The following is a 20973-nucleotide window of genomic DNA, read 5'->3' as shown; positions in this document are numbered from 1 at the left end:
AATTGAGTTAGAAATAAGGGCTGATTAATCAGCCCTTATTTTTTGAGTATAAAAATGCATAAACCGAATATATTTACATATGCAACAAAAGAATTATCACAAGATGCTTTTATTTTTTGGCTATTAGATCATGCAAATCCTAAATATAATAATATTAATCAGGATTTAAAAAATTGTGCTTTAAACTTAATATCAGAATTTTTTAAATTAGAAAATAAGGAAATACCAAAGAATATTGAAAAATTTAGTCTTTCAAAACAATATCAAAATATAGATATCTTATTAAAAATAAATAATTATTCTATTGTCATTGAAGATAAAACTGCAGCAAAATCTCATGGAGATCAACTAACCAGATATAGAAATATTATTTCTTCAGAGGTGGGTGAAGAAAACGTTTTAGCAATATTTTTTAAAACGCATGACCAGTCAAATTATAAAAAAGAAATAGCAGATGGATTTAAGATTTTCTCTAGAGATAGATTAATTTCTGTATTAGACAATTATACGTCTATACCAAGTGATATTTTTAATGATTTCAAAGATTATATATATTCTATAGAAAATGAAGTTAATGCATATGTTCATAAAGAAGAATGGAATCATAAAAATTGGGTAGGATTTTTTAAGTATTTGCAAAAAGAATTAAATCGTGGTGATTGGGGATATGTCCCTAATCAAAATGGTGGGTTCATGGGGTATTGGTGGGCTTTTCAAAAAAATGAGAGCTGTTGGTAATACCTTCAAATTCAAGAAGATAAACTTGTTTTGAAAATAAATGCTTTGAAACCTGAAAATTACACAAAATTTAGAAATTATTGTTATAAATATTATATAGAAAAGGCTAAGCAAGAGAACTTAAGTTTTAAAAAACCAGCACGTTTTGGTAACGGTGAAACAATGACAATTCTTACGGCTGAATACTTGACTAAAGATAAGGACTCAAAATTAATTGATATCGAAAAAACTATTCAAAATTTAAAGTCATATACAGATTTTATTGAAAAATATGCTTTAAAAGAGAATGATTTTACATCTTTATAATTTTAATTAATAAACTATGCCCAAACAATCCCGATTCCTCTGTATTGGTGGTTTCCGTAACGGAACTCAAGTCAAAAACCAAGGCGACAGTTTTATCTGTGTCGAAAATGGTAAACAGGTAACTTACCATAAAAAGGTAATCTTCCATCAAGATGCTTGGGATCATGATTACTATGTCTGTGAAACCACCATAGACCAGCAAGCATGCAACTGGGTTTATGATATTCCACCACATTAATTGTCTCTATTCAGGCTGTAAATTAAACAATTACTAGAAACAGTAACTTGCATAACATTTCTAAAATTGATTTTTCATACTTATTTCCTAAAACTGTATGAAAATAAAGCCAATAGGGAATGTTATGAATTATGAAATCGATGCCTTTGGCACCTTGGTGATTGCAGTATTTTTTCTTTTTATTGGGCGGTATCTGGTTAGTAAAATTGGCTTCTTTAGAAATTATAATTTACCTGAACCCGTGATCGGCGGTTTAGTCGCAGCGATTGCGGCTTTTATTCTCTATAAATTTTTTAATATCAGTGCCACATTTAATTCAGAGATTCAAACCATCCTGATGCTGATGTTCTTCACCTCCGTTGGTTTAAGTGCAGACTTTTTGAAGCTCAAAGAAGGCGGAAAATCACTTTTGATCTTTCTGGTCTGTGTCATTTTATTTGTAGTCGTACAAAATGCGGTTGGTATGAGTTTAGCGACAGCACTTGGACTTGATCCATTAATTGGACTGATTGTTGGCTCGATTACTTTAACGGGTGGTCATGGTACTGCCGGTGCTTGGGGTGAAGTGCTTGAAACTCAATATGGCATCCAGGGGGCAATTGTCCTTGGTATGGCGAGTGCTACCTTTGGTTTGATTATTGGTGGACTGGTAGGTGGTCCGATTGCCAAATTCCTGATTAAACGCAATCAGTTGGCAGAGACAGTAGCGCAAGAGACTAATGAACAACAACTCGATACTAGCATCAACACCGCACCCTTCGAATATCCAAAGAAAACCCGACTAATTACAGCCAGTAATGCAGTGTCGACTTTGGGGATGTTTGCACTATGTATTTTTGTTGCGAATGAAATGACAGAGATTAGTCAGGGAAGATGGTTCGAACTGCCGACCTTTGTCTGGGCCCTAGGGACAGGGGTGATTGTACGTAACTTCCTGGAGCATGTACTAAAAGTCGATATCTTCGACCGTGCCATTGATGTATTTGGCAACGCGTCATTGTCCCTGTATTTATCTATGGCTTTATTGTCACTGCAACTCTGGTTGTTGGCCGATTTGGCAGGCCCGCTCATTACCATTTTGTTTGCGCAGACAGCGGTACTGATTTTATTTACCGCAATTGTGACCTTTAGAATCATGGGAAAAAATTACGATGCCGCTGTATTGGTAGCAGGACATTGTGGTTTTGGTATGGGAGCAACACCGACTGCGATTGCCAATATTCAGGCGGTCACCAATAGTTATGGTCCATCACATAAAGCATTTTTAATCGTACCGCTGTGTGGTGCATTTTTTATTGATATTGTGAATGCTGTGGTGATTCAGAGCATCATTGCATTTTTCGGTTAAATTTTAATACAACTTTAAAATCATATAGACATGAAAAAGCCCCATGGTTAGGGGTTATTGGTTGGATAGATAAGTTGTTGTTTGTGCTCAGTATTCTTATAAATATATAGTATAAACAATAGCTTATAAGTAAATTTAGGGCATTTTTATGCCTCTTTTAATTTCTTGAATTATTTACATTTTGGACGAAAACAACAGTTTTTAGGTTAGAATATTAATTAAATTACGCCAAATTTACGCCAAGATGAAGATACCTAAAGCTAGAAAACGTGGTGATTCTTATCGCATTGAACTTATGTACAAAGGTAAGCGAATCAGTGCCACCCGGGATACTGAGAAAGAGTGTGAGCAATGGGCAATGCTAAAATTGCTTGAGCTCAAAACTGAACAAGCAAATGGCGATATCAATGAAAAGCCATACTATCCATTTTCTGCACTCATGCACAACTATTATGAAAAAGTTGGGCAGTATAAAAAGACAAGCAGATCGATCAATATTTCAATTAAGCATTTCATCAAAACATTTCCTGAAATCGCTGAAATGTCTATTCACGACATTACTCCTCCAGTACTAACTAAGTGGCGCAACGAGCGACTTAAAAAAGTGAGTACTGGTACTTTGCTCCGGGATGTGTCGCTATTCTCTGCAATTTTCACATTTGCTCAAAAAGAGTTATTCCTGATTGAAACCAACCCTTTTTTCTCAATGAGTAAACCGCCACAACCTAAACCCAGAAACAGACGCATTAGCGATGGCGAGATTGAACTAATTTTGAAAGCGCATAATTATGAACGTGGCCAGGTTCCGCAAACCACTGAGCAGCTTATAGCCTGGTCTTTCTTGTTCGCAATCGAGACATGTATGAGGCAAGGGGAGATTCTGGGAATTGAATGGACAGATATCTATGATGACTATATTCATTTACCAGAAACTAAGAATGGCGATGCAAGGGATGTGCCCCTATTAAATAGCGCAAAGGAGCTTTTGAAGCTTATTCCAAATAATGGATCGAATAGGTTGGTCGATATTGAAAGTGGGACTTTCCAAAACATGTTTGGAAACCGTGTCCGTAAATTAAAATTGCATGATTTGCATTTTCACGATACACGTCATGAAGGTATCACTCGACTGGTTAAATTGAGAAAAGTGCCGATTGAAATTTTGATGAAGATTACCGGCCACAAAACGCCTAAGATCTTGTTGAATACTTACTACAACCCAACTGCAAGTGAAATCAGCAAAATGCTAAACGGGTCTTAATTGACTCGTTTAGCTCCGCGTTTGCTTTTTGGTGCGTTAGACAATACAGCCATTGCGGTTTTAGCATCATAAAGGTGTTTGCCATCAGTACCTTGATTATGTCCTTCTAGCTTTTTGATGATGGTCGTTTTTGACAACCCATAACGCTCTACCAGCCAAGCAACTGAAACCAATTTTGGCATATCTTCAATTTTCAAAGCAGTAACACGTCCGCCAAACAGATTTTGGCCTAATAACACAGTTGGTGGAGTGTCACTTTCAACCTCAATCACATACTTCATAACTGCATTCATGAAACCTCTCCCAAACTCTTCACCACGCCATACTGATCAAACTTCGCGATATATGACGACAGCATGTGGTAATACAGATCAGCATTGCTATTAATCTCAAGAATCACACCAGTGCCATTGCTCACGCGCTGTCTTAAGGTTGCTTCCAGTTTTCGCACAAAGTCACTGTGCAAGTGATGTGACTCACTCGCAATGTTGTATAAAGATCCGGTCTGACCTGCATCCAAAACCAAATTGAAAGGCTTCTCTTTATACAGCTGATCAATGATGTAGTTCGCCACAGCAATGTTTGTTTGTTGAATTTCAGTCATTGGCTGGCTCCTGTGCTTCGATCATGGCCTTGTAACAACCGGAAGCACCATCATTACCAACGGCTTTTCCATACTTTTTAGCAGACCAATCTCTAGCACTATCAAGCATTGTTTGAGTTGGCTCTTTCGGTACAACCACAAAACCATCAGGAATGGCTTGGGCTTTGGCTTCCTTCCAGGCGGACCAACTAAAAAGAAGGGCTGTGATTAATTTTCCACACTTCTTTTCAATATCAGCAGGAACATCAGTACGTTTGATGTATGCTCCAAATTCAAAAAATGTGTACTGTGCAACATGCTCAAGACGTTTAAAGCATTCGGTCTGCTCAAATTCAGCTTTTAATTTTTCAATATCCATCACACCACCTTCAATTTATGTGTTTTATCTTTAAGTTTTGCCATCAGGATGCACGTCTCATTTGTGTCTGGCGTGGCAAGCTTTGAAAAAGATTGATTCAATCGAGCAAGTTCAGCCCTGGTGATCAGCATCAGATTATCTAACCGACAGTCCTGCTTGTTCATATTCTTAAAAACAAGGACATGGTTGTCAGGGACTGGTCCATGTTGTTGCTCCCAGATCCACCTGTGCTTCAACTCAAAAACATTCGGCTCAGCCGTTTTAATCTCAACATAACCATCAACAGTGATTCGCTCATAACCAACCGGCCTGTGGTTGAAAGGAGTATTGCCTTTCTTAAACGATGTTGAGTTGGCACTGGTAAGTCCTTTTACTCCAGCATTCCAAGTTTTATGACCAGGTGAAAAACAACCGGTTCGGCCAGTCTTTAACCCCATGCGTAAACACTTTGCTTTTATGCTGTCCACTGAAAGGCTGTAGCCAAATTTCTCATTAAATTTGCAAGTTAGCTCAGCACGTGGCGTTTCCTCATGCTGACGTAAAAACATCAGCATTTCTTCGGTGTATTTGATCGGTTTACCTTTCGCCATATCAAACACTCACATTCATATCACCAACAGAAATCTGTGGCGCTTCTTGATTCGAGTTAAGGCCTTTGTATTGAGCCACCAGTTTCACAGCTTCCAATTGAGTTTTGTGTGCATCCACAATCTGCTCACTCACTTGTGAAATGACTTGGGCGCGCTTAACTTCAGAATCTAGGCTATCCTTATCAGCCTTTGCCAAGCGATCCAGTTGATCAAACAGGTGCTTGTTCAAATCTTTTAATGTGCTCATGCTGCCACCTCGCCAAAAGGGTCATGCCCCTTAAATTCTTCAAACAACTCAGTCGCTGCTTTATTCTAGCGACCATTCGCCATAATCATTACGTTTCGCGGAAAGCCCTTACCTGTAGCAGTGTTATAAAACTGTGCACCGCCAGCGGAAATTACGCATTTATACCCAAGGTGAGTGAGCCAGATAATGAAGGCTTCACTCATGAGAGGGTGGACTCGATAGTGTTTTTTCATGCTGCCACCAATTTTTCATAAAATGATTCAATGGTTTCGCTTTCAAAAACAAAATATTCAAACTCGGAGCTATTGATCATGTGGACCATGATGCCGCGAACTTCTTTTATTGGATCGCTAAATGGCAAATCATCAGCTTCTTTTGAAAAACCAACAGTTACGAAGTTTTCAATAACGCTTTTGATTTGCTCAATATTCAAAATCTTGTTTTCAACTTTTAGGAACTTCATATTGATTCCATTTATTTAGGTGCATACTTCTTAGACCGAAGGAAATCTTTATATTCCTGTGTGCTAAAGAATCCGGTCTGTTCTAAGGCTGCGTTACGGGCCTTTCTTCTGCTTCCTGATCTGGTGCGTTCCAGATTCTCAGTCAGCCATTTAGGGGCTATGGTTTTATCTAATTTTTTGAGCATTCCGCTCGGTTCAATTTGGTAAATATCGATATTTCGAAAATAATCAGATATAAAAGTGCTTCCCTTAACCTTGAGGGCATAAAAACGGCATGGGTTGTTTCCGATTCGGTAAATTTCAAAACCCTGTTCATTGCGAATAAAGGCTGAAAAATATCGGCTATCCAACACAGGGATTGGCATTTTGATTACAGGTAGGTCCAAAGCCATGAACTTAAGAAAACCTGTATATAAATCAGAAAAATTAATCTGTGCTTTCTGATTTAACGGTGTCCAATCCTCTGATCCTTCCTCACACCAGTAAACTTCTCGACCATCACTTAAAGCAGTAAAGATCTGGTCGGGTGAATCAAGAATCATCTTTTCTCCCACAAGGTTAAAATTAAGAATTACTCCAGCAAGATTTGGTTAAGTGAAATTGCCGCACCACATCCACAGAATTGAGCGTAAGTGTTCATTTAGCACCCCCAGCAATCGCAGCATTAATCTTTTCAATCTCATAACGATCAACGTATGCATTCACAGTCTTGTCAAAATGAACCACGTTCAGAATGTCTAGGAACTCGACTGATCCATTATCAAGTTGATAATCAACATAGATGTCGTATTCACCAGCTTTAACTTTTGCGGTGCAGTACTGGTGGCAGACTGCGTTTTCCACCTGGTACGATGGGGCAGCGATGTCGATTTGCGGTTGATCTTCGATAGATTCAGCTTGAAAGCTCACAGGCTTGCTTGAATCAAATGCCATAGCACCTAAAGAAAGAGTTCCCAAAATACCCAGGAACAAAGCCCCTGTAATGTTTGGGTTGAAGCGAATAGGTTTTTTATTCATAATAATTTCACTCACAGTTTGGTGTGGGTCACGCTCCAGGTAGTTGTCGTAGGCTACGCTGGAGCTTTTTATTTCCTGTGATATTTAGTTTAAACAATTAAACTTGGGTGTCAATATAAAAGTTTGACAAATTAAACAAATTTTTAATTTTATGTTTGGATACTTAAATTCTGGACAATAAAAAACCCGCACTAGGCGGGCTATTAAACTTTTAAGATTTAGAACAGGTTAAACTTCTTAGCTGGCTTAAATGAGCCTACGTATTTACCTACGAGCATACAATCTTCATTTAATGGGATTACCTGCTCATTCCAGTTTGGATTAAGAGGCTTTAAAAAGTATCCGTTTGACTCTGAAATCAATGCCTTAAAGGTTGCTGTATCATTGCACTTCACAACAACCATCTCACCAGTCTGAATGTCTTCAAGTTGATAATCTGGATCGATACAGATTTTTTCGCCTTCCTCGAAATATGGCGCATTACTCAAACCTTTCACCTCAAGATAAAAGCTTCTTCTGCCTGCGCCTGGTACTAATGGGAGCTTCTCACATTCCGCTAAATTGCTTATCGACTCCATGTCGGTGAAATCCCCTGCCTGAACCCACGATATTACAGGAGCATAAATTACTGTAGCCAAAGGATTTAAGTCAACATTATTGTCCAATCGGTCATTTATGTTGCCTTGACCAGTCAAAATCCAAGCCGCATCAACTTTCAATTCATTAGACAATTTAACCAATCGTTCGCCACTTGGAACAGCCCCACCAGATAGCCACAAAGAAATAGTCCCTTTGCTTGCCACTTTTTTATTAATTAGATCGACCTGTTTAATTTTTAGCTCTTTCATTCGCTTGTCAATGCGATCGGCCACGGTCTCGATCATGGAAATTGAATCCTATTTGTTGATGTTTGGAATATTAAACATATTGATTGACAGAGTCTTAAACTATATTGTTTAATAGGTTAAACTTTAATTGATTTAGGTTTAATATTATGAGCGTTTATCAATTCACAGTTGATGATTTGCGCGAGCGTTATGGCTGCAAATCAGATACCGAATTAGCAGAATTGCTCGGCTGCTCCAAAGGAACGATTTCTGTCTGGAGAAGCAACGGTGTCCCAACCGGATACCAGCGATTTTTAAATGTAGAAACACATACACCCCTTAGTAGAAAAAAGTTACCCCTAACTGCTTGATCTAATTATTAAGCATTTGAATTTAAACAACCACGTTCAAAGGAACCTTAAATGAACATAACGGATGCAGCGTACAACACAGTTCATGACTACCCGGGTGGCGCTTCAGCTCTAGCCGCACGTATGGGAATCAAAAGCCCGGCTGTGCTTAACAGCAAGGTAAATCCAAATACTGAAACTCACCACTTAACACTGGCTGAGGCTTCAAAGCTTATGGCTTTAACTGGTGATTTCCGCATTTTGCATGCTCTATCTGCTGAGCATGAAAAAGTTGCAATTGATCTACCTGAAATTCCTGAATGCCGCGACATGTCACTGACTGACAAAGTGCTGTGCATTGGTATGAAGGGCGGTGATGTGATGAGCCTGTTCCGCGAAATCATGGCGGATGGCCGTATCACGAAAGGTGAAGTGCAAGACATGTCAAAGGTGATTCACCAGATGCACGTTGCTTTGGCTGAGCTGGATAAACAAATCCAAGCTTGTATTGATAACCCAGAAACAGAAAAAGCCTGAGTTACGACCTCAGGCTTTTCCGGTTGTTCACTAACTGACAGGAAAGTAAACATGAATATGATGACACAATTTAATCATAATCAAAACAGTATAACAAGCCTTGATATTTCAGAGCTTGTTCAATCCGAGCTACGAGCAGTTAATCTATCAATAGAACGACTGGCAAAGCGCGGTGTCATTCAACTTCCTCCAATGGTGAAAGTTGAAAATAAACAATCACTTAGCCCAAATAAATATACAAGCGTTTATATTTTCTCTGGCGAACAAGGCAAATTAGATTCAATCACTGTGGTCGCTCAACTTTGCCCAGAGTTTACCGCAGCACTGGTAAAGCGCTGGTATGAATTAGAAAACCAAAACGCTGTACAACTCCCCCAAACTTTTGCAGAAGCCCTTCAGCTGGCAGCCGATCAAGCGCGTCAATTAGAACTCGCAGCACCTAAAGTTCAGTACTTTGACCGTGTTGCCGACACTAAAAATCTTTTAAATGCCTCTCAGGTGGGTAAAAAGGTCGGCATGTCGGCCGTAAAACTCAATCAATACCTTGCTGATATGGGTGTATATGACCGTCGTATCGCTGGGCGCACCTTTGCCCAGTGGTTTATCGACAAAGGTTATGGTGAAGTCAAACAGACAGAACAAGGCTACCCACAATCCAAATTCACTAACAAAGGTGAACAGTGGGTAATTGAGCAGCTTGTGAGTGAGGGGGTTGTGCAATGAGCTTAGATGCAACTCGCTGGGCGTGGACTGCACCTGTAGAAAGCTGCCCTCAGCGCACTATCTTACTTTCGTTGGCTGACCGCGCAGGAGAGGATCATAAGGCATGGCCAAGCATCAAACGCCTTGAGGTTGATACCAAGTGCGACCGCAAAACCATTATGAAAGTTTTGGAGCGCCTGCAAGAAATAAACCTTATTCGCTTTACTGAAGAAACGCGTGGCAATGGGGTGAAAGTTTATCAATTGGTTGGTGTGCGTGGCCGCGAAGATGACTTAACCAGTACCAAAAAAGGAACCAGTACCAAAATTGGTACTAGTACCAAAAACGGTACTTCAACCAGTACCAAAATTGGTACTGCGACCAGTACCAAAAACGGTACACAGAATCTATCAATAGAATCTACCAATGAATCTACCAATATATATAAAGGGAAATTCAACTTTGCTAATGCTCTGGTTTCTCAAGGAGCAGATCAAAAGCTTATCTCTGAATACATGGAAGTTCGCAAAGCGAAGAAAGCTGTTAATTCAGAAACAGCATTCAAGTCTCTTATCTCTGAACAACAAAAATCTGGTCTCACTTTAAATCAGGTCCTTGAACACTGTGTTGTGAACTCATGGAAGGGATTTATGGCGGAGTGGGTGAAGAATCAAAACCAGAACCAGTCTACCCAACCTAAAGCACATCGCTTTGGTCAAGGCTTTGCTCAACCACAAATGAAGGATGTGAACTAATGAACAGTATTCAGTTATTTCAAAATGCCTTCGCTGTGGATTTTCCAGTTGAAGTGGCGGATCAGGTATTAGGTCGCATACAGCAACTTTATGGTGCTGAGTTTGACAAGAAGTTTGGTTCTATTGATCCAGTTCAATTACAGCAAACCACTTGCACTGTTTTGAATGGCCTTACACCTAAAGACATCAAACGCGGTTTGGATCGCATGCTGACCGAGAAATGGTGTCCATCGCTACCAGAATTCCGCAGCTGGTGTATTGCGGCTGACTGGTGGACTGCTGATCAGGCTTGGGCAAAAGCAATGAACTTTGAAGCAGACCCATCAAAACCGATCACAGCTCTTGCTAAATGCGCTTTAGATGAAGTTCGCCATATCTTGGATGTGGAGGGGCAAAAAGCGGCTCACAGAGCATTTAAGGACATTTACGAGGACTATCTGCAAAAAGCGAAAGATCAAGGGCGTGCTCAGGAACTTTGGAAAAAGCCGGAAGTGAAAACGATTGGGCATAACTATGCACCGAGATCTGGTGTGCCGTGTCCGCCTGAATTGGCTGCAATGGTGAAACGTGTAGGGAAAAGCGCAGGGGGTGGGGTGTGAACACAATGGCGAATCATCAGCTATTTGGATTAGCTGAAAATAGAACTGATATTTGGGCTACACCTCAAGATTTTTTCGACAAATTAAATGCTGTTTTTAACTTTGAATTAGATGTTTGTGCGCTACCTGAAAACGCAAAGTGTGAGCGGTTCTTTAGCCCGGCTGATGATGGCTTAAAACAAGAGTGGACTGGTACTTGTTGGATGAATCCTCCGTATGGTCGGGAGATTGTTGATTGGGTGGCTAAGGCGGCCTATACAGCAAAACAAGGGCATACAGTGGTTGCTTTAGTTCCGGTTCGCACTGATGCAAGGTGGTTTCAAGACTATTGCCTGGGGCGAGAAATCCATTTCATTAGGGGTCGTCTGAAGTTTGGTGGCTCAAAATCAAATGCGCCATTTGGCTGCTGTGTGGTGGTGTTTAGGCCAACTCTTAATGATGTTGAGTGGGGTGTGGCGTGAAAGACCAAAACGACAATAAAACCGTGGATTGGGTTGAAATTCTGGCAAAGCGCCAAGCCTACAACTATGGAATCAGAACACCAGAGACTCGTGAAGCATGCCGAATCTATATGGCTGATTTGAGAAAGCGCAAGAAGGAAGCACAAGCAGCGGGAGAGCAGGGATGAGCAGAAATAAAAAAATACGCGCTTGGCTTGAGATGGGAGTAGGTCGGACCAGTGCTCTAGCCAAAGTTTTAAATTGTTCACGGCAGTTTGTTAGCAAAGTTTCATTGATGGACAAGGGAATCTCGGAAAGCCAGTGGAATGCAATCAGTTATGGCATATCGATTATTGAGCTGGACGAGAAAAGCAATCAGAAAAAGATTGAGCAAATCATCATTAAAGCGGCTCACTTAAGCCATAGCAAGGATCGTGAAATTAAACAGTTTGCTCAGATTGAATTAGATAAATGGGTTGAAGCACTAGGGAGAACGGCATGACAGGATTCACAGAATTAAGAGACCAGATCAACCGAACGACCGATTTACAGGAAAAAGAATTGCTTCAGCAGCAGTTTGAAATGATGCATCAAGTGGCAGATGAAGAAAGTAAGCAGTTTGAGGATTTGATTCGGGGTGATTGGAGTGATTGGGATGAGTGAGCAGGGTCAAAAGTTTGACAAAAATAAGCCGCGTATGTCGCTGCTTCCAAAAGGCGCTCTAAATGCCGTAATTCGCGTTCTAGAGTTTGGAGCTAATAAGTATCAGGTAGACAACTGGAAGCATGTGCCTGACGCTAAGGTGCGATATTACGATGCAATGCAACGCCACATAGACGCTTGGTGGCAGGGTGAGCAGAAAGACCCTGAAACAGGAGAGCATCATTTGGCTCATGCAATTTGCTGCGGGATGTTCCTGTGGTGGTTTGATGAAGAAGCCCTGCGAGGTGCCAATGACTGACCTGATTATCGGCATTGATCCAGACTTGGAAAAATCAGGAGTGGCTGTCTTAGGGCAGTCACTGGAACTTAAAAATTTAACCTTTGCTCAGACTGTGGAGTTATTTCGCACTCATCAGGATGAAATCAAAAAGGTAGTCATTGAGGCAGGTTGGCTGAACAAGAAATCCAATTTCCGTTTTGGCCACTCTAAGACCACAGGAGAGAAGATTGCTAAGAATGTAGGAGAGAACCACGCAACAGGCAAATTGCTCGCAGAAATGGCAAAAGAATGTGGTTTAGCGGTGGTATTGGTAAAGCCGACACGCACAAAGTTGAAGGCAGAAGATTTTAATCGAATTACAGGTTGGCAAGGCAGAACGAATCAAGAGCAGCGGGATGCTGCGATGTTGCTAATTTCAGAAATTAAGCGAGGGTGAGATGGCTTTAGTAAAAATTTGGGATAAAGAAATTAAAGGGAAATTGTGGGCTGTTGGGGATATTCATGGCTGCTACAACCTGCTTATGACTCGACTTAAAGAAATTGGCTTCGACTTTAAAAATGATTTGTTGGTTGCGGTTGGTGATCTGGTGGATCGAGGTACTCAAAATATCGAGTGTATCGAATTGCTGTCTAAGCCATGGTTTACGTCAGTGCGTGGCAATCATGAGGATTTATGCATTGGTGGGCTGCATAACGAATCCTATAAGCGCTGTCATGTGGCGAATGGTGGTGAGTGGTTTTATATGCTGGATGGGCAGGCGATGTACAACATTGCGAAAACCTTCGCTGAATTGCCAGTGGTTTTAGAAATCAGTCATAACGGTAAAAAGTTCGGTTTTGTTCATGGGCATATTGAGCAGAACAATTGGGATGAATTCAAAGAGACTTTCACTCAAGAGCCAACAGCATTCCGCGATCCATCTGAGTTGGCCATGTGGGGTCGTGATCGACTGGACGAAGATAAAAAGCAATACACCCATGTGTCCGGCATTGATGCGGTAATCATGGGGCATACGGTTACCCAGAAGCCATGTAAGCGCGATAACTGCTACTGGATTGATACTGGTGCAGTGCATTGGGGAACAATGACAATTTTAGATTTAAGCAAGATTTAAGAGGGAATAGGGATGAATGCGATGGTTAAGGCGGAAATTATGAACTGGGATCGTTTTAGTATTGAAGATTGGCTTAAGCAGTATGGGGCATACATCCAGATTTCACGTATGAAGTCAGGGCATCAGCCGGACTCACTTGGGGTAAATCAGATTTACTGGCTGATTCTTGAAAATAACAAAGGGGTGGCACCACGTAAGGATCAGGTCATTTGCCAGATTAATGATTTTGAGGCTGAACAAGTGCGGAAGTTGATTGTGGATTTTAATAAGTCGACGGTAGTTTGTGCTTCAGCGAAAGTGGCTGTGCAGTTGTTTATTGAGAAGAATGTGAGGGGGATGTCGCTCGATCAAATGGTGCGTGAATTTACTTTGGGCAGAACCTCAATCAAGAGCATGATCTACTGCGGCAAGTTTTATTTATGCGGCCATGATAAACGCTTGAAAATAGATTGAATGGTTATTGACCGTGCGCACGGGATATGGCATATTTCTGTTATAGTGATCGAAGTGTACGTTAAAGCACTAGATTGATTTAAAAGCTCGCCAAATGGTGGGCTTTTTTGTTGCCTAAAATAAAGCGCCATTAGCTCAACTGGTAGAGCATCGGTCTCCAAAATCGATGGTGTGGGTTCAAGTCCTACATGGCGTGCCAGATTTCAAAAGAAAGCAAACCTGTCATAGATAGCGCATTACCGGAAATATTGCGCCGAGGCATCCGGTGGTTTGCTTTACTTATGAGATCAAAAGGAGATCCACATGCTCCAATTCCTAAAACGCCTATTCTGCTTTCATCACTACGATTATCACTCTGATATTTTCGTTCAGGTTGAATGCCGTAAGTGTGGCAAATGGCTGGATGAATAAACCCTTGTCACTTCGGTGACTCTAGCCGGACGTATTACGGCAATCAAAGCCCCTTGCATTCTAGATGTTGAGGGGTTTTTTCTTATTGGTGGTGAATGTGAATCGAAAACAAAAGAAAGCAAAACGATTAAAAGCAACTCAACACACTAAGACTCAAGCTCGGTACAAACCAGTTCAGCCAGTCGTATTTAATCGTCAGTCTGCTGAAGCATGTTTAGCTCAAGATGATGTGTTTGGCAGAGCGGTACATGAAGTGGCTAAAAAGAAGCTTAGAACCAAGTTGATTATCGCTGGTCTGGTATTTTGGGTGTTGATGGCACTTGCAATAATTTGGTGAAGCCTATGGACATAGTATCTGCACAAAGGGAATTAAAAGAGCATTGCGACCAGATTGATATTTTACTCAGCCTGTCACGCAGCATGATGACCGCCAAAGAGATGGTGAATGTTGATGAAAAGCTTAAACGCCACCGAGAGCGAGCAAGAAACATCAGAATCAATCTCTATGAAGCGCAACCCCAAAAGACTCGCGGCAATCAGAAAGTTGCCATGCATTCGGTGCGGTAATCCACATAGTCAGGCTGCTCATTCAAATTCAAGCCGTGACGGTAAAGGTCGCGGAATCAAGGCTGATGATAGTAAGACCATCCCCCTTTGTTTTAAATGCCATGCTGCATTCGACCGTTTTGAATTGGGTAATCGGGCCGAGAGCGAAGCCATGTTTGATCAGTGGCTGGCGAGAGTGAATCGGATGTTGGTAGTGGAAGATAAAGAGGTGTTTTGATGATTACATGGGTAACAGTTTGGGTTTTGACTATTGGGTATTGGGAGGAAGGGCACTACAAAGGCGGCCCATCAGCATATCAACTACATTACGCCACCAAAGATATCTGCGAGAAGCAAAAGAAAAATCACATCAAAGGCTCTGCATATAACGGCTTCGCGCGTTGTGACTTTCAGCAAGTACCATTAATCAAATAAACATTGGAGATAGGAAATGCAAAAAGCCGTGTTTCCTATCCAGAGTCATGCAGACATCACCAAAGCCATCAACTACATGCATACCAATTACACTCAAGCGATTAATGAGGGTAAGCCGTTAAGGGTGGTGATTGATCGGAAACAGGATGATAGATCCACTGCGCAGAATAGATTGTATTGGATGTGGCTTGGCCAGATAGAGAAAAAGACTGGTCAGGATAAAGACTCACTGCATTATGAGTTTAAGAAGAAGTTCCTGATTTATATCTATCGTCGTGATGATCAAGAGTTTGCTGAGACCTGTAATGCGATTGCAATGCTTAAGCAGAATGAGTGTGAAGAATACCGGGTGATTGCAGAGCAAGTGATAAGACTTTGCAGCACAACCAAGTTAAGCATTAAGCAAATGACCGAGTATTTGAATTATGTGCATGACTTTGCTGTGACTCATTTGCATGTGCATTTGACTGTGCCGGATGATTTGAAGTGGTGTTATCAGGAGTAGGTCAATGACATGCCAAGGCTGTGAAGCACGACGTAAATGGATGAAAGAACAATATGAACGATCAAAAGAAAGAATGCGGTTGTGCATCGAACGACTTACTTCTAAAGCTAATCGAGCAGAACAACCAGTTGATTCAGCAAAACAACCAACTCATCCAGATTAACAATGAACAGAATGCTCAGATCAATGAGTTATTGATTCAGTTGGAAGGTGGTGAGGAGGAAGAGCCTAAGAAGTCACAGTATTTGGATTGATGGTCATGAAGCTACCGAGACTGCAAAGCAAACTACAGGCGATGACACCGAAGGCACCGAGACCACCTAAGAACAATTGGGGTCAAGGTCGTGGTGGTAGACCGTGGCGCAGACTCAAGCAGAAGATTCATACACGTGATGAGTGGACCTGCTGCTCATGTGGTCGTGTAACCATGGAGCTTGAGTTGGACCATATCGTTAATGTGGCTCAAGGTGGTACGGATGATGAATCAAACCTTCAGTCGTTGTGTGTGTCGTGTCATAAGAAGAAGACACAGATGGAGAGTCGAGTATGACTAAGCAATCAATAGCGGCTGCAATTGTTTTTGGTGTTTTAACTATTCAAACAATCTTGCTTAAGCTCTCATTTGAAACCAATCCTGACTCATTTCCTATAGTGCTTATAGGTTTCCTATTTGCGGATATATTTTCTGCTGCGACTTATGGAATCTTTGTGGACTAACACGGGGGGAGTCAAAAAGTTTGAAATCCCGAGTCAGCGGACACCGCCGCCCATCCCACGTATAAAAAAATTTCCCATTTCACAAATATGTTAAAGGAGGGCACATGGCTTTAACAGCAAAAAAGAAGGCATTTGCCCAATCTAAACATGATGGTGCAGATAACAAGCAAGCCGCTATTTTCGCGGGGTACAGCCCTGAATCAGCTTCACAAGCTGGATCGAGATTAGCCAAAGACCCTGATGTGATTGCACACATTGAAAGGCTTAAGATTAACACCGAAGTTAAAGCTGATGCCAAACCAGAACAGCGACCAATTATCACAAAAAAAGACATTGAAACTGCTGGTAGTCGTGCTGACCCGCTCAAATTTTTAGAAGAGATTTGGACTGATCCGGTTGAAGATATGAAATTGCGAATGGATGCAGCAAAAGCAGCCCTTCCATATTTCCACGGAAAAGTCGCTGAAAAAGGCAAGAAAGAAACCAAAGCCGATGAAGCCAAAAAGGCCACTCAAGGCGGAAAGTTTGGAACACTTGGTTCGCAGCTAAGGAGTTAATCATGGGTTGGTTATCATTTAAAAGGCAAGAAAATGGGAAGTACCTTTTTAAAGAAGGCGATCTCTCCATTGAATATGATGAAAGTGGCTTGCTTAAGGTTTATCAAAAGGACAAGGTAGTTCATGCCAAGCAATTTCCCTCTGCAACAAAAGCTATGATGGGTGTAGAGCCAATCTACAACAAATACAAGGCTTAAAATTTATGTCAGCGATGCTCCCAGAATGGACAACCTCCTGCCCAGACTGGGAGGAACGTATTGTCGCTAAAAAGTCACTCATGCCATGTGAGCCACTTTTCCCAGAAGTGGCCGATGTAGCTGAGCGGATTTTTAAAGAATTAATCCTGGTCGATGTGATGGGTAGCCCAAAAATGGGTGAGGTCACACTTGATTGGGTGATTGAATTTGTCCGGGCAATCTTTGGTGCCTACGATCCAGAACAGAAGAAGCGTTTAATTCGCGAATTCTTCTTGCTGATCTCCAAGAAAAACACCAAGTCCACGATTGCAGCTGGAATCATGATGGTGGCCTTGATCTTAAATGATCGTATGTCGGCTGAGCTTATTCTGTTAGCGCCCACGAAAGAGGTCGCAGATAATAGTTTTAATCCAATTCGAGACTTCATTCGAGCCGATCCTGAGCTTCAGGAAATGTTCAATGTGTCTGAGCACACCAAAACAGTCACTCACTTGGGCACCAATGCGACCTTAAAAGTGATTGCTGCGGAAAGTAATGCTGCTGCCGGTAAAAAGGCTTCAATTATCCTGATTGATGAGGTTTGGTTGTTTGGGAAGCGCTCAAACGCCGAATCGATGTTTCGTGAAGCAAAAGGTGGTCTGGCATCACGGCCCGAAGGTTGTGTGATTTATCTGTCTACCATGTCAGACGAAACGCCATGCGGTGTATTTAAGCAGCTGCTGGACTATGCGCGTGATATTCGGGATGGTGTAAAGGTCAATCCTCAGTTCTTGCCGCTGATTTACGAGTTTCCTGAGTGGATGCTTGAGGCAGGTGAGCACTTAAAACCTGAAAACTTCTATGTCACCAATCCAAACCTGGGCGCATCAGTTGATCTTGATTACCTGATTAACGAATTTGAGAAGGTTAAAGACGCTGGCGAAGAATCGCTGCGTGACTTCCTTGCAAAACACTTAAACGTACCAATTGGTCTAAACCTCCGAGCCAACCGGTGGGCTGGTGCTGAATATTGGTTACAGCAATCTAAAAAATTCACCTTAGATAAGTTGATTGAGCAATCAGACGTTATTACCTGCGGTATCGATGGTGGTGGTCTGGATGACTTGCTGGGTTTTGCTGTACTTGGTCGTCATAACAAAAGCCGTAAATGGTGGCTCTGGAATCATGCTTGGTGCAATAAAACTGCAGTCGAAAGGCGCAAAGAGAACGCGCCAAAGTACGCTGATTATGAGAAGGAAAAAAGCCTAACCATTGTCGAGCGCATTGGTGATGACATTGACCAGCTGGCAGCCATTGCAAAGAAATGCTTCGACTCTGGCAAGCTCGACAAAATTGGACTGGATCCACTGGGTCTAGGTGGTCTCTTAGATGGCTTGCTCGATGCTGGCATTCCTGAAGATAAGCTTATTGCGGTCCAGCAGGGCTTTAAGTTGATGGGCTATATCCTTACCACTGAGCGCAAATTAGCAGAAGGCAATCTTTACCATGCAGGCCAAGGCTTAATGACCTGGTGTGTTGGTAATGCACGCGCGGTCGTGAAGGGTAATGGCATGATGATCAGTAAGCAGGAATCGGGTGTCGGGAAGATTGACCCATTGATTGCCACGTTTAACGCGGTGGCCTTGATGAGTATGAATCCAGAACAGGCCGAAAAAGAATACAACGTCTTCTTTATCTAACCAAATCTTTTAACCAAAGCTCGCATTAAGCGGGCTTTTTTATTGGGGAATCCAATGAAAAAAGCTTACAGCTTGCTACAGGTCAAGTCGTTTGATGCTGAGCAACGAATTATTAAGGGAATTGCTTCAACTCCAAGCCCGGATCGAGCCGACGATATTGTGGATCCACAAGGTGCCAAGTTTGCTTTACCTATTCCTTTCCTTTGGCAGCACATGCATTCACAGCCAATTGGTGAGGTCACTGAAGCAGTAGTGACAGACAAAGGCATTGAGGTGACTGTTCAGATCGCCAAGATCGAAGAAGAAGGCAAGTTGAAAGACCGCATTGATGAGGCTTGGCAGTCCATTAAGTCAGGGCTGGTTAAAGGTCTATCTATTGGCTTTCGCGGTCTCACAGTTGAAGACATCCCGCGTTCATGGGGTCTGCATTTTAAAGAGTGGGAGTGGTTTGAATTATCAGCTGTAACCATCCCAGCAAATGCAGAAGCATCCATCACAGAAGTTAAATCGATTTCTAAATCTTTCGAGCAGCAAGAAAAAACCGCGATTGGTGACGAGCCGCAAAAACCGAAAGTAGAAAAAACCCCTGCTGGCGATTCGGCAGAACAAAAACACGTAGTAGTCAAATTGAATTGCCCAACAAAGGGTGGAGTGAAATTATGAATAAATATTTAAAACAATTGCTTGATGCTCTTGCTGCAAAGAATGCTGAAAAGCAAGGCATCGTAACCAAAGCACTTGATGGTGGTCAAACGCCAAACGAAGATGAAGAAAAGCAGATTGATGCAATTGATGCTGAAATCGCTACTATTCAGAAAAACATTGACCGCGTTAAAGACATGATCAAACAGGCAGAAGATGCTGCAAAAAATGCAACTCCTGCTGCTGGCCAAACCGCTGCACAAGCAAAAGCCTCAGCTGAAGGCAATCCGAACCCTGAAGGCAACGATTCTAAAATTGAAATCGTGCCTTTAGCTAAAGGTATTGGCTTTGCTCAATATGCCCGAGCGAAACTTGCAGCCGCACTTGAGGCCAAAAAAGGCCACTACATCACACCAGTAGACATGGCAAAACAGCTTGGCTTTGGTGATGAAGTTCAGGACTTAGTGACAAAAGCCACACTAGGTACCACAACTGACGTTGGTTTTGCATCTGCATTAGTGCAAGAAAACCGCTTGGTTGGTGAGTTTGTTGAAATGCTTCGCGCAGCAACCGTATTTGAACAATTGAATGGGTTTCGTGCGGTACCGTTTAACTCAAAAATCCCAAGCCAATTAACAGGCGGCACTGCTGCTTGGGTGGGTGAAGGTGCAGCCAAGCCATTAACTAACCCGACCTATGGCGAAGTGGAAATTAAAGAGCACAAGCTTGCAGCAATTACTGTTTATACGCAGGAATTAATGCGACGTTCTGATCCAGCGGTAGACGTTTTAGTACGTGATGATCTTATCGAAGCATCAAAAACGCTTATTGATAACACTTTCCTTGACGCGGTGGCTGCATCAACTACGCGCCCAGCAGGTGTTTTAAATGGGGTAACAGCCACTCCAAATACAGGCACAACTGCAGCAGCGTACGAAGCCGATCTACTCGCTCTGATCAATACGTTTGTTGCAGCAAATCTATCGCTTGATGGTGCGTATTTCTTAATGTCTGAAACACGTGCTGCACAAATCAGTTTGTTGCGTGATGCTTTAGGCAATAGTTATTTCGCAGGCATGGCACTTCGCGGCACCCGTACATTAATGGGTATCCCAGTCATCACATCGCAGGCAGTAGGCGACAAGATTATTCTTGTTAAAACCTCTGAAATCCTGCTTGCTCAGGATGGTGGTGTGGATGTGTCTTACTCCGACCAAGCAACTCTGGTTGATGGCGGTACGACTCATCACTTATGGCAAGAAAACAAATTTGCGGTACGTGTTGAGAAGTTCATCACCTGGGCGAAACGTCGTCCAATCGCAGCGGCATTCCTTGATTACACACCGTAATCTAAATTGAATGCACCAAAACAGCTCCTTAACCGGGGCTGTTT

General features: G+C 42.0%; 40 protein-coding genes and 1 tRNA gene. 32 read left to right on the top strand and 9 right to left on the bottom strand.

Going from position 1 to position 20973, the window contains the following annotated elements:
• Positions 1–54: 54 nt before the first annotated feature.
• The 5 genes from FTV31_RS03295 (at position 55) to FTV31_RS03275 (ending at position 3891) form a co-directional block, all read left to right on the top strand.
• The gene (locus FTV31_RS03295) at positions 55–738 is read left to right on the top strand and encodes a PD-(D/E)XK nuclease family protein (protein ID WP_180012987.1); all 684 of its coding nucleotides are present in this window, start codon (positions 55–57) and stop codon (positions 736–738) included.
• 30 nt (positions 739–768) lie between these two features.
• On the top strand, positions 769–1044 hold the full coding sequence (locus FTV31_RS03290) for a hypothetical protein (protein WP_180012985.1): 276 nt from the start codon (positions 769–771) through the stop codon (positions 1042–1044).
• Positions 1045–1060: 16 nt separating this feature from the next.
• Positions 1061–1282: a hypothetical protein gene (locus FTV31_RS03285; RefSeq protein ID WP_180012983.1), complete on the top strand. Its 222-nt coding sequence runs from the start codon at positions 1061–1063 to the stop codon at positions 1280–1282.
• 124 nt (positions 1283–1406) lie between these two features.
• Positions 1407–2630, top strand: a complete 1224-nt coding sequence (gltS, locus tag FTV31_RS03280) for a sodium/glutamate symporter (protein ID WP_180012981.1) — start codon at positions 1407–1409, stop codon at positions 2628–2630.
• 244 nt (positions 2631–2874) lie between these two features.
• Positions 2875–3891, top strand: coding sequence for a site-specific integrase (locus tag FTV31_RS03275; protein ID WP_180012980.1), 1017 nt, complete (start codon positions 2875–2877; stop codon positions 3889–3891).
• Here FTV31_RS03275 and FTV31_RS03270 read toward each other — a convergent pair.
• The 9 genes from FTV31_RS03270 to FTV31_RS03230 form a co-directional block, all read right to left on the bottom strand.
• A complete protein-coding gene (locus FTV31_RS03270; RefSeq protein ID WP_180012978.1) occupies positions 3888–4184 on the bottom strand; it encodes a hypothetical protein in 297 nt (98 codons plus the stop codon). The two genes, FTV31_RS03275 and FTV31_RS03270, sit on opposite strands and share 4 nt — an antisense overlap.
• On the bottom strand, positions 4181–4495 hold the full coding sequence (locus FTV31_RS03265) for a hypothetical protein (RefSeq protein ID WP_180012977.1): 315 nt from the start codon (positions 4493–4495) through the stop codon (positions 4181–4183). Before FTV31_RS03265 ends, FTV31_RS03270 begins: the two co-directional genes overlap by 4 nt.
• Positions 4488–4853 (bottom strand): hypothetical protein, encoded by a 366-nt coding sequence (locus FTV31_RS03260; protein WP_180012976.1) that lies wholly within the window; start codon positions 4851–4853, stop codon positions 4488–4490. The genes FTV31_RS03265 and FTV31_RS03260 overlap by 8 nt, the downstream gene beginning before the upstream one ends.
• A complete protein-coding gene (locus FTV31_RS03255) occupies positions 4853–5443 on the bottom strand; it encodes an HNH endonuclease signature motif containing protein (RefSeq protein ID WP_180012975.1) in 591 nt (196 codons plus the stop codon). The genes FTV31_RS03260 and FTV31_RS03255 overlap by 1 nt, the downstream gene beginning before the upstream one ends.
• Before the next feature lies 1 nt (position 5444).
• Positions 5445–5690: a hypothetical protein gene (locus tag FTV31_RS03250; RefSeq protein WP_180012974.1), complete on the bottom strand. Its 246-nt coding sequence runs from the start codon at positions 5688–5690 to the stop codon at positions 5445–5447.
• A gap of 229 nt (positions 5691–5919) precedes the next feature.
• The gene (locus FTV31_RS03245; protein WP_180012973.1) at positions 5920–6153 is read right to left on the bottom strand and encodes a hypothetical protein; all 234 of its coding nucleotides are present in this window, start codon (positions 6151–6153) and stop codon (positions 5920–5922) included.
• An 11-nt stretch (positions 6154–6164) separates the two neighbouring features.
• Complete coding sequence (locus FTV31_RS03240) at positions 6165–6695, bottom strand: hypothetical protein (protein WP_180012971.1); 531 nt, start codon at positions 6693–6695, stop codon at positions 6165–6167.
• Positions 6696–6789: 94 nt separating this feature from the next.
• The gene (locus tag FTV31_RS03235) at positions 6790–7086 is read right to left on the bottom strand and encodes a hypothetical protein (protein ID WP_306669704.1); all 297 of its coding nucleotides are present in this window, start codon (positions 7084–7086) and stop codon (positions 6790–6792) included.
• A 302-nt stretch (positions 7087–7388) separates the two neighbouring features.
• Complete coding sequence (locus FTV31_RS03230) at positions 7389–8054, bottom strand: S24 family peptidase (RefSeq protein ID WP_218948667.1); 666 nt, start codon at positions 8052–8054, stop codon at positions 7389–7391.
• A gap of 110 nt (positions 8055–8164) precedes the next feature.
• On the opposite strand from FTV31_RS03230, the gene FTV31_RS03225 reads away from it, so the two are divergent.
• From FTV31_RS03225 to FTV31_RS03095, 27 genes are all read left to right on the top strand, one after another.
• The gene (locus tag FTV31_RS03225; RefSeq protein WP_179992044.1) at positions 8165–8368 is read left to right on the top strand and encodes a helix-turn-helix domain-containing protein; all 204 of its coding nucleotides are present in this window, start codon (positions 8165–8167) and stop codon (positions 8366–8368) included.
• 51 nt (positions 8369–8419) lie between these two features.
• Complete coding sequence (locus FTV31_RS03220; protein ID WP_104471652.1) at positions 8420–8884, top strand: phage regulatory CII family protein; 465 nt, start codon at positions 8420–8422, stop codon at positions 8882–8884.
• A gap of 51 nt (positions 8885–8935) precedes the next feature.
• Positions 8936–9607, top strand: coding sequence for a phage antirepressor KilAC domain-containing protein (locus tag FTV31_RS03215; RefSeq protein ID WP_180012970.1), 672 nt, complete (start codon positions 8936–8938; stop codon positions 9605–9607).
• Positions 9604–10341, top strand: a complete 738-nt coding sequence (locus FTV31_RS03210) for a helix-turn-helix domain-containing protein (RefSeq protein WP_180012969.1) — start codon at positions 9604–9606, stop codon at positions 10339–10341. Before FTV31_RS03215 ends, FTV31_RS03210 begins: the two co-directional genes overlap by 4 nt.
• Positions 10341–10940: a restriction endonuclease gene (locus FTV31_RS03205; RefSeq protein ID WP_180012968.1), complete on the top strand. Its 600-nt coding sequence runs from the start codon at positions 10341–10343 to the stop codon at positions 10938–10940. The genes FTV31_RS03210 and FTV31_RS03205 overlap by 1 nt, the downstream gene beginning before the upstream one ends.
• 5 nt (positions 10941–10945) lie before the next feature.
• A complete protein-coding gene (locus FTV31_RS03200) occupies positions 10946–11401 on the top strand; it encodes a phage N-6-adenine-methyltransferase (RefSeq protein WP_218948666.1) in 456 nt (151 codons plus the stop codon).
• Positions 11398–11568, top strand: a complete 171-nt coding sequence (locus FTV31_RS03195) for a hypothetical protein (protein WP_168386824.1) — start codon at positions 11398–11400, stop codon at positions 11566–11568. Before FTV31_RS03200 ends, FTV31_RS03195 begins: the two co-directional genes overlap by 4 nt.
• Complete coding sequence (locus FTV31_RS03190) at positions 11565–11882, top strand: hypothetical protein (RefSeq protein WP_180012966.1); 318 nt, start codon at positions 11565–11567, stop codon at positions 11880–11882. The genes FTV31_RS03195 and FTV31_RS03190 overlap by 4 nt, the downstream gene beginning before the upstream one ends.
• Positions 11879–12043: a hypothetical protein gene (locus FTV31_RS03185; protein ID WP_180012965.1), complete on the top strand. Its 165-nt coding sequence runs from the start codon at positions 11879–11881 to the stop codon at positions 12041–12043. The genes FTV31_RS03190 and FTV31_RS03185 overlap by 4 nt, the downstream gene beginning before the upstream one ends.
• Positions 12036–12341, top strand: a complete 306-nt coding sequence (locus FTV31_RS03180; protein ID WP_180012964.1) for a dATP/dGTP diphosphohydrolase domain-containing protein — start codon at positions 12036–12038, stop codon at positions 12339–12341. Before FTV31_RS03185 ends, FTV31_RS03180 begins: the two co-directional genes overlap by 8 nt.
• Complete coding sequence (locus FTV31_RS03175) at positions 12334–12759, top strand: hypothetical protein (RefSeq protein ID WP_180012963.1); 426 nt, start codon at positions 12334–12336, stop codon at positions 12757–12759. The genes FTV31_RS03180 and FTV31_RS03175 overlap by 8 nt, the downstream gene beginning before the upstream one ends.
• A gap of 1 nt (position 12760) precedes the next feature.
• Positions 12761–13438, top strand: coding sequence for a metallophosphoesterase (locus FTV31_RS03170; protein WP_180012962.1), 678 nt, complete (start codon positions 12761–12763; stop codon positions 13436–13438).
• A gap of 12 nt (positions 13439–13450) precedes the next feature.
• On the top strand, positions 13451–13891 hold the full coding sequence (locus FTV31_RS03165) for a hypothetical protein (protein WP_180012961.1): 441 nt from the start codon (positions 13451–13453) through the stop codon (positions 13889–13891).
• 124 nt (positions 13892–14015) lie between these two features.
• Positions 14016–14090, top strand: a tRNA-Trp gene (locus tag FTV31_RS03160).
• 309 nt (positions 14091–14399) lie between these two features.
• Positions 14400–14639, top strand: a complete 240-nt coding sequence (locus FTV31_RS03155; protein WP_180012960.1) for a hypothetical protein — start codon at positions 14400–14402, stop codon at positions 14637–14639.
• Positions 14640–14644: 5 nt separating this feature from the next.
• The gene (locus tag FTV31_RS03150) at positions 14645–14869 is read left to right on the top strand and encodes a hypothetical protein (RefSeq protein ID WP_180012959.1); all 225 of its coding nucleotides are present in this window, start codon (positions 14645–14647) and stop codon (positions 14867–14869) included.
• A complete protein-coding gene (locus FTV31_RS03145; RefSeq protein ID WP_218948665.1) occupies positions 14808–15086 on the top strand; it encodes a hypothetical protein in 279 nt (92 codons plus the stop codon). Before FTV31_RS03150 ends, FTV31_RS03145 begins: the two co-directional genes overlap by 62 nt.
• Positions 15086–15283, top strand: coding sequence for a hypothetical protein (locus tag FTV31_RS03140; protein WP_180012958.1), 198 nt, complete (start codon positions 15086–15088; stop codon positions 15281–15283). Before FTV31_RS03145 ends, FTV31_RS03140 begins: the two co-directional genes overlap by 1 nt.
• A 16-nt stretch (positions 15284–15299) precedes the next feature.
• Entirely contained in the window at positions 15300–15788 is a 489-nt protein-coding gene (locus FTV31_RS03135; protein ID WP_180012957.1) for a recombination protein NinB, read from the top strand.
• 53 nt (positions 15789–15841) lie between these two features.
• On the top strand, positions 15842–16042 hold the full coding sequence (locus FTV31_RS03130) for a hypothetical protein (RefSeq protein WP_180012956.1): 201 nt from the start codon (positions 15842–15844) through the stop codon (positions 16040–16042).
• 5 nt (positions 16043–16047) lie between these two features.
• A complete protein-coding gene (locus FTV31_RS03125) occupies positions 16048–16338 on the top strand; it encodes an HNH endonuclease (RefSeq protein ID WP_180012955.1) in 291 nt (96 codons plus the stop codon).
• Positions 16335–16505: a hypothetical protein gene (locus FTV31_RS03120; RefSeq protein WP_180012954.1), complete on the top strand. Its 171-nt coding sequence runs from the start codon at positions 16335–16337 to the stop codon at positions 16503–16505. Before FTV31_RS03125 ends, FTV31_RS03120 begins: the two co-directional genes overlap by 4 nt.
• A gap of 104 nt (positions 16506–16609) precedes the next feature.
• Positions 16610–17062, top strand: coding sequence for a terminase small subunit (locus tag FTV31_RS03115; protein WP_180012953.1), 453 nt, complete (start codon positions 16610–16612; stop codon positions 17060–17062).
• Between the two features lie 2 nt (positions 17063–17064).
• Positions 17065–17259: a hypothetical protein gene (locus FTV31_RS03110; protein ID WP_180012952.1), complete on the top strand. Its 195-nt coding sequence runs from the start codon at positions 17065–17067 to the stop codon at positions 17257–17259.
• A gap of 5 nt (positions 17260–17264) precedes the next feature.
• Positions 17265–18938, top strand: a complete 1674-nt coding sequence (locus tag FTV31_RS03105) for a terminase large subunit (RefSeq protein WP_180012951.1) — start codon at positions 17265–17267, stop codon at positions 18936–18938.
• Between the two features lie 54 nt (positions 18939–18992).
• Complete coding sequence (locus tag FTV31_RS03100; RefSeq protein WP_180012950.1) at positions 18993–19601, top strand: HK97 family phage prohead protease; 609 nt, start codon at positions 18993–18995, stop codon at positions 19599–19601.
• Positions 19598–20929 (top strand): phage major capsid protein, encoded by a 1332-nt coding sequence (locus FTV31_RS03095; protein ID WP_180012949.1) that lies wholly within the window; start codon positions 19598–19600, stop codon positions 20927–20929. Before FTV31_RS03100 ends, FTV31_RS03095 begins: the two co-directional genes overlap by 4 nt.
• The last annotated feature ends 44 nt before the right edge of the window (positions 20930–20973 follow it).

Origin of the sequence: Acinetobacter sp. YH16031 (assembly GCF_013417335.1) — a bacterium.
In the GTDB taxonomy this organism is placed as follows: Bacteria; Pseudomonadota; Gammaproteobacteria; order Pseudomonadales; family Moraxellaceae; genus Acinetobacter.
Note: the sequence above shows the minus strand (reverse complement) of the source record. Positions and strands in the feature narration are given on the sequence as shown.

Excerpts from the sequence above, each read along its gene's own strand:
- FTV31_RS03295 (WP_180012987.1), top strand. The coding sequence starts at position 55 with ATGCATAAACCGAATATATTTACATATGCAACAAAAGAATTATCACAA.
- FTV31_RS03285 (WP_180012983.1), top strand. The coding sequence starts at position 1,061 with ATGCCCAAACAATCCCGATTCCTCTGTATTGGTGGTTTCCGTAACGGA.
- gltS (WP_180012981.1), top strand. The coding sequence starts at position 1,407 with ATGAATTATGAAATCGATGCCTTTGGCACCTTGGTGATTGCAGTATTT.
- FTV31_RS03275 (WP_180012980.1), top strand. The coding sequence starts at position 2,875 with ATGAAGATACCTAAAGCTAGAAAACGTGGTGATTCTTATCGCATTGAA.
- FTV31_RS03270 (WP_180012978.1), bottom strand. The coding sequence starts at position 4,184 with ATGAATGCAGTTATGAAGTATGTGATTGAGGTTGAAAGTGACACTCCA.
- FTV31_RS03265 (WP_180012977.1), bottom strand. The coding sequence starts at position 4,495 with ATGACTGAAATTCAACAAACAAACATTGCTGTGGCGAACTACATCATT.
- FTV31_RS03260 (WP_180012976.1), bottom strand. The coding sequence starts at position 4,853 with ATGGATATTGAAAAATTAAAAGCTGAATTTGAGCAGACCGAATGCTTT.
- FTV31_RS03255 (WP_180012975.1), bottom strand. The coding sequence starts at position 5,443 with ATGGCGAAAGGTAAACCGATCAAATACACCGAAGAAATGCTGATGTTT.
- FTV31_RS03250 (WP_180012974.1), bottom strand. The coding sequence starts at position 5,690 with ATGAGCACATTAAAAGATTTGAACAAGCACCTGTTTGATCAACTGGAT.
- FTV31_RS03245 (WP_180012973.1), bottom strand. The coding sequence starts at position 6,153 with ATGAAGTTCCTAAAAGTTGAAAACAAGATTTTGAATATTGAGCAAATC.
- FTV31_RS03240 (WP_180012971.1), bottom strand. The coding sequence starts at position 6,695 with ATGATTCTTGATTCACCCGACCAGATCTTTACTGCTTTAAGTGATGGT.
- FTV31_RS03235 (WP_306669704.1), bottom strand. The coding sequence starts at position 7,086 with ATGGCATTTGATTCAAGCAAGCCTGTGAGCTTTCAAGCTGAATCTATC.
- FTV31_RS03230 (WP_218948667.1), bottom strand. The coding sequence starts at position 8,054 with ATGATCGAGACCGTGGCCGATCGCATTGACAAGCGAATGAAAGAGCTA.
- FTV31_RS03225 (WP_179992044.1), top strand. The coding sequence starts at position 8,165 with ATGAGCGTTTATCAATTCACAGTTGATGATTTGCGCGAGCGTTATGGC.
- FTV31_RS03220 (WP_104471652.1), top strand. The coding sequence starts at position 8,420 with ATGAACATAACGGATGCAGCGTACAACACAGTTCATGACTACCCGGGT.
- FTV31_RS03215 (WP_180012970.1), top strand. The coding sequence starts at position 8,936 with ATGAATATGATGACACAATTTAATCATAATCAAAACAGTATAACAAGC.
- FTV31_RS03210 (WP_180012969.1), top strand. The coding sequence starts at position 9,604 with ATGAGCTTAGATGCAACTCGCTGGGCGTGGACTGCACCTGTAGAAAGC.
- FTV31_RS03205 (WP_180012968.1), top strand. The coding sequence starts at position 10,341 with ATGAACAGTATTCAGTTATTTCAAAATGCCTTCGCTGTGGATTTTCCA.
- FTV31_RS03200 (WP_218948666.1), top strand. The coding sequence starts at position 10,946 with ATGGCGAATCATCAGCTATTTGGATTAGCTGAAAATAGAACTGATATT.
- FTV31_RS03190 (WP_180012966.1), top strand. The coding sequence starts at position 11,565 with ATGAGCAGAAATAAAAAAATACGCGCTTGGCTTGAGATGGGAGTAGGT.
- FTV31_RS03185 (WP_180012965.1), top strand. The coding sequence starts at position 11,879 with ATGACAGGATTCACAGAATTAAGAGACCAGATCAACCGAACGACCGAT.
- FTV31_RS03180 (WP_180012964.1), top strand. The coding sequence starts at position 12,036 with ATGAGTGAGCAGGGTCAAAAGTTTGACAAAAATAAGCCGCGTATGTCG.
- FTV31_RS03175 (WP_180012963.1), top strand. The coding sequence starts at position 12,334 with ATGACTGACCTGATTATCGGCATTGATCCAGACTTGGAAAAATCAGGA.
- FTV31_RS03170 (WP_180012962.1), top strand. The coding sequence starts at position 12,761 with ATGGCTTTAGTAAAAATTTGGGATAAAGAAATTAAAGGGAAATTGTGG.
- FTV31_RS03165 (WP_180012961.1), top strand. The coding sequence starts at position 13,451 with ATGAATGCGATGGTTAAGGCGGAAATTATGAACTGGGATCGTTTTAGT.
- FTV31_RS03150 (WP_180012959.1), top strand. The coding sequence starts at position 14,645 with ATGGACATAGTATCTGCACAAAGGGAATTAAAAGAGCATTGCGACCAG.
- FTV31_RS03145 (WP_218948665.1), top strand. The coding sequence starts at position 14,808 with ATGAAGCGCAACCCCAAAAGACTCGCGGCAATCAGAAAGTTGCCATGC.
- FTV31_RS03140 (WP_180012958.1), top strand. The coding sequence starts at position 15,086 with ATGATTACATGGGTAACAGTTTGGGTTTTGACTATTGGGTATTGGGAG.
- FTV31_RS03135 (WP_180012957.1), top strand. The coding sequence starts at position 15,300 with ATGCAAAAAGCCGTGTTTCCTATCCAGAGTCATGCAGACATCACCAAA.
- FTV31_RS03130 (WP_180012956.1), top strand. The coding sequence starts at position 15,842 with ATGAACGATCAAAAGAAAGAATGCGGTTGTGCATCGAACGACTTACTT.
- FTV31_RS03125 (WP_180012955.1), top strand. The coding sequence starts at position 16,048 with ATGAAGCTACCGAGACTGCAAAGCAAACTACAGGCGATGACACCGAAG.
- FTV31_RS03120 (WP_180012954.1), top strand. The coding sequence starts at position 16,335 with ATGACTAAGCAATCAATAGCGGCTGCAATTGTTTTTGGTGTTTTAACT.
- FTV31_RS03115 (WP_180012953.1), top strand. The coding sequence starts at position 16,610 with ATGGCTTTAACAGCAAAAAAGAAGGCATTTGCCCAATCTAAACATGAT.
- FTV31_RS03110 (WP_180012952.1), top strand. The coding sequence starts at position 17,065 with ATGGGTTGGTTATCATTTAAAAGGCAAGAAAATGGGAAGTACCTTTTT.
- FTV31_RS03105 (WP_180012951.1), top strand. The coding sequence starts at position 17,265 with ATGTCAGCGATGCTCCCAGAATGGACAACCTCCTGCCCAGACTGGGAG.
- FTV31_RS03100 (WP_180012950.1), top strand. The coding sequence starts at position 18,993 with ATGAAAAAAGCTTACAGCTTGCTACAGGTCAAGTCGTTTGATGCTGAG.
- FTV31_RS03095 (WP_180012949.1), top strand. The coding sequence starts at position 19,598 with ATGAATAAATATTTAAAACAATTGCTTGATGCTCTTGCTGCAAAGAAT.